This window comes from Brevundimonas sp. (assembly GCF_036659295.1).
Classification (GTDB): Bacteria; Pseudomonadota; Alphaproteobacteria; order Caulobacterales; family Caulobacteraceae; genus Brevundimonas.
Genome location: NZ_JAVXCU010000031.1, coordinates 16,341 through 27,892, shown reverse-complemented (window position 1 = coordinate 27,892; position 11,552 = coordinate 16,341). Strand labels below are relative to the sequence as shown.

Here is an 11,552-nt window from a genome sequence, read left to right as displayed (position 1 = left end):
AAATCTGAGGTCAGCATGAGGTGGGGCAAAGGCCATGCCCGCGCCGCCCGGTCAAGGCACGCAGCGGTTGGCCGCGTCGTATGAAGCGTCTATCTGAGCCCCCAGTTTGCATGAGGAAGACGACATGGCCGATCGCTATCTGGATGACCTGGCCGTCGGCGAGAGCTGGGAAGGCGCGCCCTTCACCATCACCGAGGCTGAGATCATCGCCTTCGCCCAGCAGTTCGACCCCCAGCCCATGCACATCGACGCCGCCGCCGCCGCCGAGGGCCGGTTCGGCGGCCTGATCGCCAGCGGTTGGCACGTCGCCTCGCGCGTGATGCGCGAATATGTCGACGCCGCCTATTTCGGCGCCACGCCCATGCTGGGCCTCAGCATCGACGACCTGCGCTGGCTGCGCCCGGTGCGACCGGGCGACACGCTGACGGCGCGCCGCGAGATCATGGCCGTCACCCCGTCTCAGAGCCGCCCCGACAGGGGCACGGTCAAGACCAAGACCTGGGTCCGCAATCAGGACGGCGATTTGGTCATGACCTTCGAGAACCTGATGCAACTGCCGAAGGACGCCTCGGCGCGGCTCTGATCCGCCCGCTGCGGTTGACCGCGGGCGTTCAAGGCTGCAAAGCCCGTTCATGTTACAGAACCTTGAAACCCTGTCCCGTGAGGCCCGTTCGTGGCCGTTTGAGCAAGCCCGTAATCTGTTGGCGCACGTGCTCAAAAAACGGTTGTCGGACGCCGACCGCGCTGTTGCGCAGTCCCTGATCGATGCTGGCAAGGCGGACGAGGCTCTCAAACAGTTTGAAGGCCTGGGCCGTCCGGTCATTCTGGAAACCGGTTACGGCCCGTCGGGCCTGCCGCACATGGGTACGTTCGGCGAAGTCGCCCGCACAACCATGGTCCGCAATGCGTTCCGCGCCCTGACCGGCGATCACTGGGAAACCAAGCTGATCGCCTTCTCGGACGATATGGACGGTTTCCGCAAGGTGCCGGAAGGCGTTCCGCATCCCGAGATGCTGCGTGAAGACCTGCATCTGCCGCTGACCAAGGTGCGCGACCCGTTTGGCACCCATGAGAGCTTTGGCGCGCATAACAACGCCCGTCTGCGTGCCTTCCTCGACAGCTTCGGCTTTGACTACGAATTCATGTCGTCGACCGAGACCTACAAGTCGGGTCGTTTTGACGAGACCCTGCTGCTGATGCTGGCGCGTTATGACAGCATCATGGGCATCATGCTGCCGACGCTGGGCGAAGAGCGCCGCGCGACCTATTCGCCGTTCCTGCCGGTCAGCCCGATCACCGGCCACGTGCTGCAAGTGCCGACCCTCGAGCGCAACCTCGAGAAGGGCACCATCGTCTTTGACGATCCGGCCGGTGGTCGCACCGAGGTTCCGGTCACGGGTGGCCACGTCAAGCTGCAATGGAAGCCGGACTGGGCCATGCGCTGGACCGCGCTGGACGTTGACTACGAAATGTCCGGCAAGGACCTGATCGAGAGCGTGCGCGAGAGCGGCAAGATTTGTCGCGCACTGGACGGTTCGCCGCCGGTTGGCTTCAACTACGAACTGTTCCTAGACGTTGAAGGCAAGAAGATCTCCAAGTCGAAGGGCAATGGCCTGACAATGGAAGAGTGGCTGCGTTACGGTCCGCCGGAATCGCTGAGCTGGTACATGTTCCAGTCGCCCAAGTCGGCCAAGAGCCTGCACTTTGGCGTCATTCCGCGCGCGACCGATGACTGGATGTCCTTCGTCGAGCAGTACAAGACGCAAGAGCCGAACAAGCAGATCGACAATGCGGTCTGGTCGATCCATGGCGGCAATCCGCCCGAGACGACCTCGCCGGTCAGCTTCTCTCTGATGATGAACCTTGTGGGCGTGGCCAATGCCTCGAACAAGGATCAGCTGTGGGCCTATTTCGCCAAGTATCTGCCGGATGCGACACCGGAAAACGAGCCGCTGCTGGATCGTTTGATGGATTACGCGCTGAACTATTACGAGGACTTCGTGAAGCCCACGAAGGTTTATCGTGCGCCGACGGAGCAAGAAAAGGCTGCTCTGCTTGATCTGGCCTCGCGTCTGAAGGCTCTGCCGCAGGACACGACCGATGGAGAGATCATCCAGAACGAAGTCTATGCGGTCGGCAAGGAACATGGCTTCGAGCCGCTGCGGGCATGGTTTGGCGCACTTTACGAAGTGCTGCTGGGCGCTTCGCAAGGTCCGCGCTTTGGTTCGTTCGCAGCCATCTATGGTCTGCCGCAATCGATCGAGCTGATCGAAAAGGGTGCCAACGGCGAACTGGCCGCCTGACCGGCATCAACATATTGAAAATGAAGGGTCGCTCCATAACAGAGCGGCCCTTTTTTCTGGCTTTTTATGGGGATGAACGAAACCTGACAGGTTTTGTCGGGGAGCCTTCAGGCAGGGACAGGCATTCTTTCCCTACGACCAACTCGATGACAGGAGAGAGCCATGTCGCAGTCCTTTAAAGCCGGTCTGGCCGGTATTTCGATTTTCGCCGCTATTGCTGCTGTATCTGTGCCGATGACGGCCAATGCCCAAGCCAATGGCATCACCAATTGCGACGCGCCCGGTGGCCGCCAACAGGCCGGTGCTGCAATCGGTGCGGTTTTGGGCGGTCTGGCGGGTAGTCAGGTTTCGCGCAACGAGCGTACCTTGGGTGCTGTAGTCGGAGCGGGTGCCGGTGCGGCGGCTGGTTCCTATATCGGCTGTAACCAGCAACGTGCCCGCGCCAACTCGCAGGGCGGTCAGGACATGTATCGCGCCTCGTCCAACCTGCGTATCCGCTCGGGGCCGGGCACCAATTATGGCGTGCGGGGTAACCTGTCTGCGGGGCAACCGTTCACGGCTATCGGTTCGCAAGGCGAGTGGGTTCAGATCGCCGGTGGTGGCTGGGTAAACGCCCGCTACGTCAGCAATTACTGATTGCGACCAGATTGATCGAAAGGGCCGTCTGCTGTGCAGGCGGCCTTTTTCTATTGGCTAACCCAGACAATGCGCGCCATCCACTGGATGTCTTTGCGGTCCAGTGTGCGGGGGGCGTAGTCGGGATTGATCGATAAAAGCTCGATCTGGCTGTGCGATACAAAGCCCAGTTCCTTGGCTAGTGTCTCGCCTGCCAAGGTGCGCAGGGCGACACGGTCCCCCTTGCGGATACGGGTGTCTTCCAGATCGACAATCACCTTGTCGCCGGGGCGGTACAGGGGAAGCATGGAATCGCCGTCGATCTCCAGACTGATCAGCCCTTCGCGCAGGGCGGGCAAGGGGGTGCGGTCCCAGCCTTCGGCCAGCGGCAAGCCTTCATCGGAGAAGAATCCGGTTTCACCGGCCTTGGCTAATCCCAGAACCGGCAGGGTCGCAGGCGTGGCATCGTCTGCCAGAGAAGCAAACTCGCTGAGCGATAGATGCGAGGTTTCCAGAACCCGCATCAGGCTTTCGGTCGAGGGCCAGCGCGGGCGGGGCGGATCACCGGAGCCAAAGCGTTTGGACGGATTGAAGCTGGTCGGGTCCAGACCTGCGCGACGAGCCAGCCCTGATGGCGACGTGCCGGCGCGCTTGGCCAGAGTGTCCAAGCCTTTCCAGATACTGGCGTGCGTGAGAGTCATGGGTTCGTCCTAGGGGACACCCAAAATAGGTCACCGCTTTAGGAATATCTACCTATATCGTTGCGGCTAGAACCGATCACCGCACGTTCTTGCCATGCAGAGAATGTTCCCACGATCAGTGAGATGATGATGCCTGCAGATGAAACATTTAAAATAGTATAGTAAGCAGAAACAGTAATTTTAAAATCGATCACATAGAAAAATTGTAATGTAGCAACCAGCAGCTGAAGAGCTGTAGCTACAACGGGCCAATTTGACGCTGATTTCCATACTAATGATGCGAATATTATCAAAAGAGAGACATCAAGCATCATAACGATAAATATCGAATGATCTTTATTGGTGAAGTATATGCGAACTAAAGTGCTAAAGAGCCAGCACAAGAGGTATGATGTTGCGCCAATTTTCTCTGTTTTACCGCCGAGGGTCAGGGCGAATGTGCATCCACCCAGCATGAGCAAGGCACCAACCCATCCTATCAAGGTGGAAAACAAAATAACCCCCATCGAACCAATCGATGAGGGTTATTTGTGGGATTAATCCCTAATAAATCGTGCGTTACCGATTTGTTAGACGGCGCGCAGATGGGCCGATTTTCTGGGCATCGGCGAGTCATCCCACTCCAGCGGCTTGTCAGCCGGACCGGCTGCATAGACGCCCCAGCCCATACGGCGGTGGTCTTTTTGCATTTCGGCGTGGCACTCGACGATCGCTTCGCGTGCGGTCGAGAGGGCGGCCAGCGTAGCCAGTGCCTTGGTTTGCGAGGCCGAGGCTGCAACCGGCGAGACCGACAGAGCGGCGCGGCCCGAAATCATGGCCTGAACCATGGCTGCGGCGTGGGCGATAGCGGCATCAACCGACTGTTCGGTAGCGTACAGTTCGGTCGAGATGCTGGTGACGACTTCTGAGCGGTCCATGTTTGTTCCCCATATAACGCCGATCTGGCGAGATATGTTTAACAGCCGTTAAGGTTATTCGTAAAGAGTTTATTAGCCCAATATTTACTTATTTTTTACGATTTTCTAATCTCCGGTAGTATCGTCAAGCTGGAAGTGTGCAGTCAAAGTTGCAATTGGCTTGTCCTGACTTTCCTGCCACGCCGTTGCCGTCACATAGGCCACCTTTTTACCGGCCTTGCTGATGTGCGCGCGGGCAAAGACATCGCTGGCCTTTCCGACTCGCAAATAGGCAATCGACACATTGATCGGGCGCGGAAGGCGCAGGCGCGGATAGTCGTGCGAAACCTTGGCCATGGCGGCCAGTTCCAGCAGGGCCGCGGTCGAACCGCCATGAAGCGCCGGTATTAACGGATTACCGATCAGATGGTCTGAAAACGGCATAACGACAGTGACCTCGTCACCATAGATGTCGGTCTTGAGATTCAGAAACTGGGCATAGGGCAGGTGGTCGAGCAGGGGCTTGGTCATTATGCGTCTGCCTGATTCTGAGATTGTTCGGTGTCGTTATCGCGCAGCGCCGGTTTGTGGATGATGTAGGCGGCTTGCGAGGCGGCGACCGGATTGTCGGGGCTGTCCTCGAATGCCCAGGCCCGCACAAAGGCCATGGTGCGGTTCAACTGGTAGCATTCGGCTTCGGCCAGCAGGTCACGACCGGGGGCGGCAGCGCGCATATAGTCCACGCGCATATCCAGCGTGGCAATCGACTGGAACTGGTCCAGAGCCAGCCACACCGACATGCCGCCGACATGGTCCAGAAGCGTACTGACCAGTCCGCCGGACAGGACCCCCGATGCCGGATCACCGACCAGCTCCGGACGATAGGGAACGCGCATACGCACGCGCTTGCCCGCTATGTCTTCCAGACGAAAACCCAGAGCATGGGTATGGGCCGAGCCGGAGGCCAGTTGGGGCAGAATGGCGAGTAATTCGGGGTTTGGCATCAGGTCTCCTTGGAAGACCTGAACACTGGCCTTGGCCGCAGGGACTTGTCCAGCGCGAGCGATTAGTTTTGGGCGCTCAACCGTGTGACCTTGTCAGCAGCAGGCAGGCTTTGACGCTCGTCAAGTGCGCGGATCATAGCCATACGCAGGCGCTCGGGCTTGATGGGTTTTTCCACCACGCAAGCCATACCGGCGGCGATATAGCCGACAACATCGTCCGGATCGGCATTGGCGGTTAGGGCGATAATCGGGGTGAGGGCGCGATCATCGGCAAAGTCGCGAATGGTGCGGGTGGCCTGGACCCCGTCCATGCGCGGCATTTTGATATCCATCAGGATCAGGTCGAAATGGCCCGTTCGTGCGGCGTCAACGGCTTCCTGACCATCTTCGGCTGTCTCGGAGGTGCAGCCGAACATTTCGCACAGGGCGCGGGCAACGACGCGGTTGGTGGCGTTGTCGTCTGCGATCAGCACATGCGGATGCGAGGACAGTTCAAGACTTTCGATCTGGGTGACATTGATCTCTTGGCTGACGTCAGGCAGGGCGCGCTGTACGGTCACGTCAAAGCCGTAGGTTGTGCCGCGGCCCTGATTGTTACGGGCGAATATTTCCCCGCCCATATTCCTGAGTAGGTGCCAGGCCATGGCGCTGGACAGGTCGCCTGTGGTTGCCAGATCACCGAAACAGGTGGCCAGTTGGTCAGGTTCCAGCCCCGGACCATCATCGCGGACGCGGGCTTGCAGATCGACACGATCGTCGCTGACGATAGCTTTCAGACCGACTTCGACCATACCGTTACGGGCCCATTTCAGGGCGCACTGGATCAGGGTGTCATAGGTCGTACGGAAGCGTGCTTCATCGACCAGCAGGCTGAGATCCGGATCGCCTTCATAGCTGACCATCAGGGTCACACCGGCATCGTCTGCGCGCTGGATCCAGTCGGTATTGATCTGTTCCATGACAAGACGCGGGGGCATGGGGGACAGATTTAACGGGAACTCGCCCGCTTCGGCGCGTGCCAGATCGCGGGCCTTTTGTAACATGTCCAGACTTTCGCCCGAGGCTTGTACAATGGCGTCCAGATGGCTTCTGGTTTCGACCGGCAAAGGCTGTCGGCTGACGATTTTTGAAAAGGCATCAACCGTGGACAAAGGCGCAGAAAGTGCCTGTGTCAGGGTTTCGACAAAACTGTTGCGCGCACTGGAGACGGCGCTCTGGTCAACCTGCTGCGCCTGTAGCGCGGCGATGTAGTGTTCCTGTTCCTTCAGGCGGGCGGCCTGGATCATGTTCACATGATGGAACAGTTTGATCGCCGTGCCGGTACCGAAATACAGGCTGTCCTTCGTCACGATGAAACCGCGCATCAGTGTCGAGGCGCTGGATTTCAGGATGATTTCGGAAAAGGAGGAAATGCGGGTGTCGGCCTCGATGACCGATGGATCGGAATCCATGATCCACGAGACGGGGCGCGAGGCATAACGGCTGTGGCCCAGTGGCGAGGCCAGTTTTAACAGAAATTCCTGACGGTCTATCAGGCCCACAGGACGCCCGTTTTCGACCACGGGCAGAGCCATGGCATCGGGATGCGCCTGAAACCACTTAAACACCTCGGGGACGGATGCCTCGGGGCTTATTGGCGGCACACATTCTGTGAGCAACTCAACCGTCGGCATTGCCGCACTCCACTTATGGGAATGTAACATCGCTCGAAAACCTTTTCCGAACAGTTAAGCGACTGCTTAAGGGGCTTTTCAGGATATGGGTCACCATGAAAATGCTGCTTTTTTGCAGCAGTAGCGGTTAGTCGCTATAAGCAGCGACCACTTACCTTTCTTATCAGTTTTGTCCGGATGCGCGCGGCTGTTGGCCGACCGCAGGTTTGCTATGAACGCTTTCACGCCCACATCGTCCCCATCTGCCCTCGTTTTGTTTTCAGGCGGGCAGGACAGCGCCACGTGTCTTGCATGGGCGTTGCAGAAGTTCGAGCGCGTCGAAACCATCGGTTTTGACTATGGTCAGCGCCACGTCGTCGAGATGCAAGCGCGCCTGTCGGTCCGCGAAGCGATGAAGGACGTTCTGCCGCAATATGCCGAGCGTCTGGGACCGGATCATGTGGTCGATCTGACCGGCTATGGAAAAATTGCCGAAAGCAGCCTGACCAGCGAAGTCGCCATCGAAATGGACGAACGTGGGCTTCCGCCGACGTTCGTTCCGGGGCGCAACCTGATCTTCCTGACCGCAGCAGCGGCCCTGTCGGATCGTCGCGGTCTGAAGGTATTGGTGACGGGCGTGTGCGAGACGGACTATTCGGGCTATCCCGACTGCCGTCAGGCCACGATTGATGCCATGTCGCAGGCCCTGTCGCTGGGGTTGGACCGTCCGGTGCCGATTGAAACCCCGCTCATGTATCTGACCAAGGCGCAGACCTGGGAGATGGCACACCAGATCGGAGGCCAGCCCCTGGTGGATGCCATTATCGAAACCTCGCACACCTGCTATGCCGGTGACCGCGAGCATCGCCATGCGTGGGGCTATGGCTGTGGCACCTGCGCGGCCTGCGAACTGCGCGAAGCGGGCTACAAGAAGTGGATCGAGGGCTGATGACCTATTCGGTAAAAGAAGCCTTTTTGACCGTTCAGGGCGAGGCGGGGCAGGCGGGCCGTGTGTCGGTGTTCCTGCGCTTTGCGGGTTGTAATCTTTGGAGCGGGCTGGAACGTGACCGCGCCACGGCGATCTGTAGTTTTTGCGATACCGATTTTGTCGGCGTGAACGGCGATGGTGGCGGCAAATTCAAAACGGCCGATCTGATGGCCGATCACGTCAACAGTTTCTGGACGGGCCGCGACGGCGATCCGAAACTGGTGGTGTGCACGGGCGGCGAGCCCTTGATGCAACTGGATGTGCCCCTGATTGACGCTCTGCATGCGCGGGGCTTCGAGATCGCCATCGAGAGCAATGGCACCCTGAAAGCGCCAGACGGCATCGACTGGATCTGCATCAGCCCCAAGGCCGATGCCGAGGTGGTGCAGACATCGGGGCAGGAACTGAAGCTGGTCTATCCGCAAGAAAAGGCCATGCCCGAGCGCTTCGAGCACATGGATTTCGAGCGCTTCTGGCTACAGCCGATGGACGGCCCTGATCAGGTCGCCAATACGCTGGCGGCTATGGAATACTGCCTGAAACATCCGCAATGGCGGCTCAGTATCCAGACCCACAAATATATCGGCGTACGATAACCTATTTCAGGCCGTCCTCGGCCAAGGTGTAGGCCACGACAGCATTGGCGTGGCCATGGCCCATTTCATGGTCACGTTTTAAAATCTCGACCAGTTCCATGTGCTTGGCCGGATAGGCACTGCGCACTATGCCCTGCCAGTCGGAAATGGGACGGCCATATTTCTTTTCGATAGACGGGAAATAGGATGCGGGGCCTTTGACCTTCTCTACGTCAGAGTTCGGGCTCATGTCTGGACCTTGTCGGTATGAGTTAGAGTTTTTTATACGGACACTGCATCCAATCGCCCTTGCTGTGACGACTAACTGACGAAACAAGGTTTTCGACGGTTTGGAAAGGGTATGGCTATGGGCATGATTTTCTGGGTTCTGGTATTTTCGGTGCCACTGTTCGGCATTGTCTATGCGGGCTTCACGACATGGCTGAAATATCGCCAGCACCGCGCCATGCTGGATGTTCTCAAAGTCTATGCCGAGCGGGGCGAGGCTCCGCCCGAGGAAGTTCTGACGGCGCTGACCAAGGGGTTTTCGCTGTCCGAAGCCGGTGTGACGGCTCCCAATCCTGTGTCGGCGGGCATGGCCAAGGCACAAGGGCCAATACATTACTGGTCGCTGGTAGGATTGTTCGCGGTGTTTTCAGCGGGCTTTGCCTACGCGTCGTGGTCGAGCGGGCTCGCGGGGTATCCGTTCACGATCGTAGCCTTTACCATGGGTGCCGTTGCCGTCTGGGCGCTGGTCATGGCCATCGGCTTGAGTGTGAAGAAAAAATAGGCAGTGTGCTGACGGGGCGCTGATCCGATGACACAGCAGGAAATCCGCTGGCTGGCCGAGGCGCAGGCCGGATCGGACATGGCCTATGGGCGGCTGGTGGCTGCGACCCAGATGATGGTGCGCGGCTTCCTACGCCGGCTGCTGGGCGGTCGCTGGGCCGATGCCGATGATGTGGCGCAGGATGTGTTTGTCCATGCATGGCAGGGGCTGGCAACGGTGCGCGATCCAGACCGCTTCCGTTCATGGCTGATCGGCATGGCGTGGCGCAGAGCGCAGGACCATATCCGCAGCAACCAGCGCCGTGCGCGCCGCGATCAGGACTGGCTGCAATCCCTGACTACACCCGAAGGTGTCAGTGCCGAGGACCGTATCGGTATGGAAACAGCTATGGCGGATTTGCCGGCAGATGTGCGGGCCTGTGTGGCGTTGTCACTGGCCGAGGGCTGGAGCCATGCCGAGATTTCCGCATCGCTGGATATTCCGTTAGGCACGGTAAAATCCCATCTATCCAGAGGTCGCGAGCGTTTGCTGAAAGCGTTAGGAGAACAGCTATGACCCCTAAAGGCTTGACCCCCGAGCAGAAACTGGCGGCCCTGTTTGCGGCATCGAAACCTGCTGAACAGGATTACGGATTCGAGATTGCGGTTCTGGAGCGTGTTGCCAAACAACGCGCCCTTACGCGCTTTACCCATTTGGCGATGCTGATTGTGGTCGCAGGCGGCCTGCTGACGGCCCTGTTATGGGCGCTGCAGGCGGGAAATACTGCGTCACTCATGCCCATAATGGCCGCCATTGCGGCCAGCAGCATAGCGGCGCTGGTGGTCTGGACACTGGGGCGGGCGAGGGCCGTTTAATGCCCTAGCAGGCCTTGCCCTGTTGCTGACGACGTTCGCAGCGGCGGGCTTCGCGTTCGGCCTCGCGCTGTTCGCGTTCACGCTTGGCGCGTTCTTCTTCGTCCGAGGTGTGCACGGCATCAATGCCCGCACCAACGACGGCACCTGTGACCTTGGCTGCGCCACCGACGACAGCGGCACCTGCACCGACAACGGCACCGGCGACACATCCGGACAGGCTGGTGGCCAGCAAGATCGAGCAGGCGAGCGTGGTCAGGACGGATCGGGGGCGGGAAAGCTTCATCTCGTCTTTGTATTACAGTGTCTTGTAGCCGCCAACCGTCTATCGACGCGCATTCACAGCCAGCCAGCTTCCTTGAGGGCGTGGCGATAGGTTTTGCTGACCGGCAGGGTCATGCCGTTTTTAAGCATCAGTTCACCGCTGCTGCGGTTCCAAGTGGCGCTCTCGATGGCTGAGGCCGCCACCCACCACGAGCGATGCACCCGCCATCCATGGGCCAATTCCAGATCGGCCATGGCGTCGGACATTCGCAGGGTGATCATTTCCTCGCCTGCGTCTGTGTGGACCTTCAGATAGTGGTCATAGGCCTGAATGGCGAACAGGGTAGCACTGCGGCGCTTGGCCGAAAGACGCTTGCGAAAATCGGCCTCGGCTTGCGGCAGGGGCGGGGCGACCAGAGTGCGGGTCTCGATCCTGACAGCGGGTCGACGCCAGATCAGGGCCTGCACCACCAGAACGGCCAGCAGGATCGGCCAGACTTGCAGCAACAGGTTGGAAAAGCGGTGCCAGTCCAACTGTCCGCCCATCACCACATACTCGGCATAGCGCACCAGAAGGGCGACAAGCGGGGTCAGGATAACGGAGCCCACCAGCACCCTGATCCATGTCTTTCGAATATAGCGGCCAAGCATGTAGTCGCCCGCCAGCGCGATCAGACCCCCGCCAACCATGCAGATCATCCAGTAGATATATCGCAAGCCAGCAGGGGCCCGATCAGAGCCAAATGGTCCGAGAAATCCCATCAACAGACCGATGGCGACCAGAATGCCAAGATCGATGCCTGCGCGTCTGAACAGCGAAGAACGCAATGGGGCTGTGGCCTTGTGAGGTGCGGCGTCTCGTTCACGCATCATTGGCACCTTTCACGAAGTCGAGCCTGACGGGCACGGGCAG

The 11,552-nt window shown here is 59.2% G+C and carries 17 protein-coding genes; 8 read left to right on the top strand and 9 right to left on the bottom strand.

The genetic code is table 11. The features are described from left to right. The first annotated feature begins 124 nt into the window (after positions 1 to 124). The 3 genes from RSB01_RS07655 (at position 125) to RSB01_RS07645 (ending at position 2,939) form a co-directional block, all read left to right on the top strand. Positions 125 to 583 (top strand): MaoC family dehydratase, encoded by a 459-nt coding sequence (locus tag RSB01_RS07655; RefSeq protein WP_332625260.1) that lies wholly within the window; start codon positions 125 to 127, stop codon positions 581 to 583. Positions 584 to 632: 49 nt separating this feature from the next. Further along, complete coding sequence (locus RSB01_RS07650; protein WP_332620075.1) at positions 633 to 2,303, top strand: lysine--tRNA ligase; 1,671 nt, start codon at positions 633 to 635, stop codon at positions 2,301 to 2,303. Between the two features lie 162 nt (positions 2,304 to 2,465). Continuing rightward, positions 2,466 to 2,939 (top strand): SH3 domain-containing protein, encoded by a 474-nt coding sequence (locus tag RSB01_RS07645; RefSeq protein WP_332590920.1) that lies wholly within the window; start codon positions 2,466 to 2,468, stop codon positions 2,937 to 2,939. 50 nt (positions 2,940 to 2,989) lie between these two features. On the opposite strand, the gene RSB01_RS07640 is transcribed toward RSB01_RS07645, so the two are convergent. The 6 genes from RSB01_RS07640 to RSB01_RS07615 form a co-directional block, all read right to left on the bottom strand. Continuing rightward, positions 2,990 to 3,619 (bottom strand): helix-turn-helix transcriptional regulator, encoded by a 630-nt coding sequence (locus tag RSB01_RS07640; RefSeq protein WP_332590919.1) that lies wholly within the window; start codon positions 3,617 to 3,619, stop codon positions 2,990 to 2,992. A gap of 38 nt (positions 3,620 to 3,657) precedes the next feature. Further along, positions 3,658 to 4,113 carry a hypothetical protein gene (locus tag RSB01_RS07635; protein ID WP_332590918.1) on the bottom strand — a complete coding sequence of 152 codons (456 nt, stop codon included), beginning with the start codon at positions 4,111 to 4,113 and terminating at the stop codon, positions 3,658 to 3,660. Positions 4,114 to 4,188: 75 nt separating this feature from the next. Further along, positions 4,189 to 4,536, bottom strand: a complete 348-nt coding sequence (locus RSB01_RS07630; RefSeq protein WP_332590917.1) for a hypothetical protein — start codon at positions 4,534 to 4,536, stop codon at positions 4,189 to 4,191. 105 nt (positions 4,537 to 4,641) lie between these two features. Next, positions 4,642 to 5,046, bottom strand: coding sequence for a PaaI family thioesterase (locus tag RSB01_RS07625; RefSeq protein ID WP_332590916.1), 405 nt, complete (start codon positions 5,044 to 5,046; stop codon positions 4,642 to 4,644). Then, positions 5,046 to 5,519, bottom strand: a complete 474-nt coding sequence (locus RSB01_RS07620; RefSeq protein ID WP_332590915.1) for a PaaI family thioesterase — start codon at positions 5,517 to 5,519, stop codon at positions 5,046 to 5,048. The genes RSB01_RS07625 and RSB01_RS07620 overlap by 1 nt, the downstream gene beginning before the upstream one ends. A 62-nt stretch (positions 5,520 to 5,581) precedes the next feature. Continuing rightward, on the bottom strand, positions 5,582 to 7,192 hold the full coding sequence (locus RSB01_RS07615; RefSeq protein WP_332625259.1) for a response regulator: 1,611 nt from the start codon (positions 7,190 to 7,192) through the stop codon (positions 5,582 to 5,584). 211 nt (positions 7,193 to 7,403) lie between these two features. On the opposite strand from RSB01_RS07615, the gene queC reads away from it, so the two are divergent. Then, positions 7,404 to 8,120, top strand: a complete 717-nt coding sequence (queC, locus tag RSB01_RS07610; protein WP_332591860.1) for a 7-cyano-7-deazaguanine synthase QueC — start codon at positions 7,404 to 7,406, stop codon at positions 8,118 to 8,120. Next, positions 8,120 to 8,755 carry a 7-carboxy-7-deazaguanine synthase gene (queE, locus tag RSB01_RS07605; protein WP_332591859.1) on the top strand — a complete coding sequence of 212 codons (636 nt, stop codon included), beginning with the start codon at positions 8,120 to 8,122 and terminating at the stop codon, positions 8,753 to 8,755. Before queC ends, queE begins: the two co-directional genes overlap by 1 nt. A 1-nt stretch (position 8,756) precedes the next feature. Here queE and RSB01_RS07600 read toward each other — a convergent pair whose 3' ends face one another. Next, positions 8,757 to 8,984 carry a DUF4287 domain-containing protein gene (locus RSB01_RS07600; RefSeq protein ID WP_332591858.1) on the bottom strand — a complete coding sequence of 76 codons (228 nt, stop codon included), beginning with the start codon at positions 8,982 to 8,984 and terminating at the stop codon, positions 8,757 to 8,759. 117 nt (positions 8,985 to 9,101) lie between these two features. On the opposite strand from RSB01_RS07600, the gene RSB01_RS07595 reads away from it, so the two are divergent. Genes RSB01_RS07595 through RSB01_RS07585 form a run of 3 tightly spaced genes read left to right on the top strand, consistent with a single transcriptional unit; the run spans position 9,102 to position 10,378 of the window. After that, entirely contained in the window at positions 9,102 to 9,524 is a 423-nt protein-coding gene (locus RSB01_RS07595) for a hypothetical protein (RefSeq protein ID WP_332619939.1), read from the top strand. Positions 9,525 to 9,551: 27 nt separating this feature from the next. Next, positions 9,552 to 10,079, top strand: coding sequence for an RNA polymerase sigma factor (locus RSB01_RS07590; RefSeq protein WP_332591856.1), 528 nt, complete (start codon positions 9,552 to 9,554; stop codon positions 10,077 to 10,079). Next, entirely contained in the window at positions 10,076 to 10,378 is a 303-nt protein-coding gene (locus RSB01_RS07585; protein WP_332591855.1) for a hypothetical protein, read from the top strand. Before RSB01_RS07590 ends, RSB01_RS07585 begins: the two co-directional genes overlap by 4 nt. Positions 10,379 to 10,382: 4 nt before the next feature. On the opposite strand, the gene RSB01_RS07580 is transcribed toward RSB01_RS07585, so the two are convergent. Continuing rightward, positions 10,383 to 10,661, bottom strand: coding sequence for a hypothetical protein (locus tag RSB01_RS07580; protein ID WP_332591854.1), 279 nt, complete (start codon positions 10,659 to 10,661; stop codon positions 10,383 to 10,385). Between the two features lie 53 nt (positions 10,662 to 10,714). After that, positions 10,715 to 11,512, bottom strand: a complete 798-nt coding sequence (locus RSB01_RS07575) for a LytTR family transcriptional regulator DNA-binding domain-containing protein (RefSeq protein WP_332619937.1) — start codon at positions 11,510 to 11,512, stop codon at positions 10,715 to 10,717. Between the last annotated feature and the right edge of the window lie 40 nt (positions 11,513 to 11,552).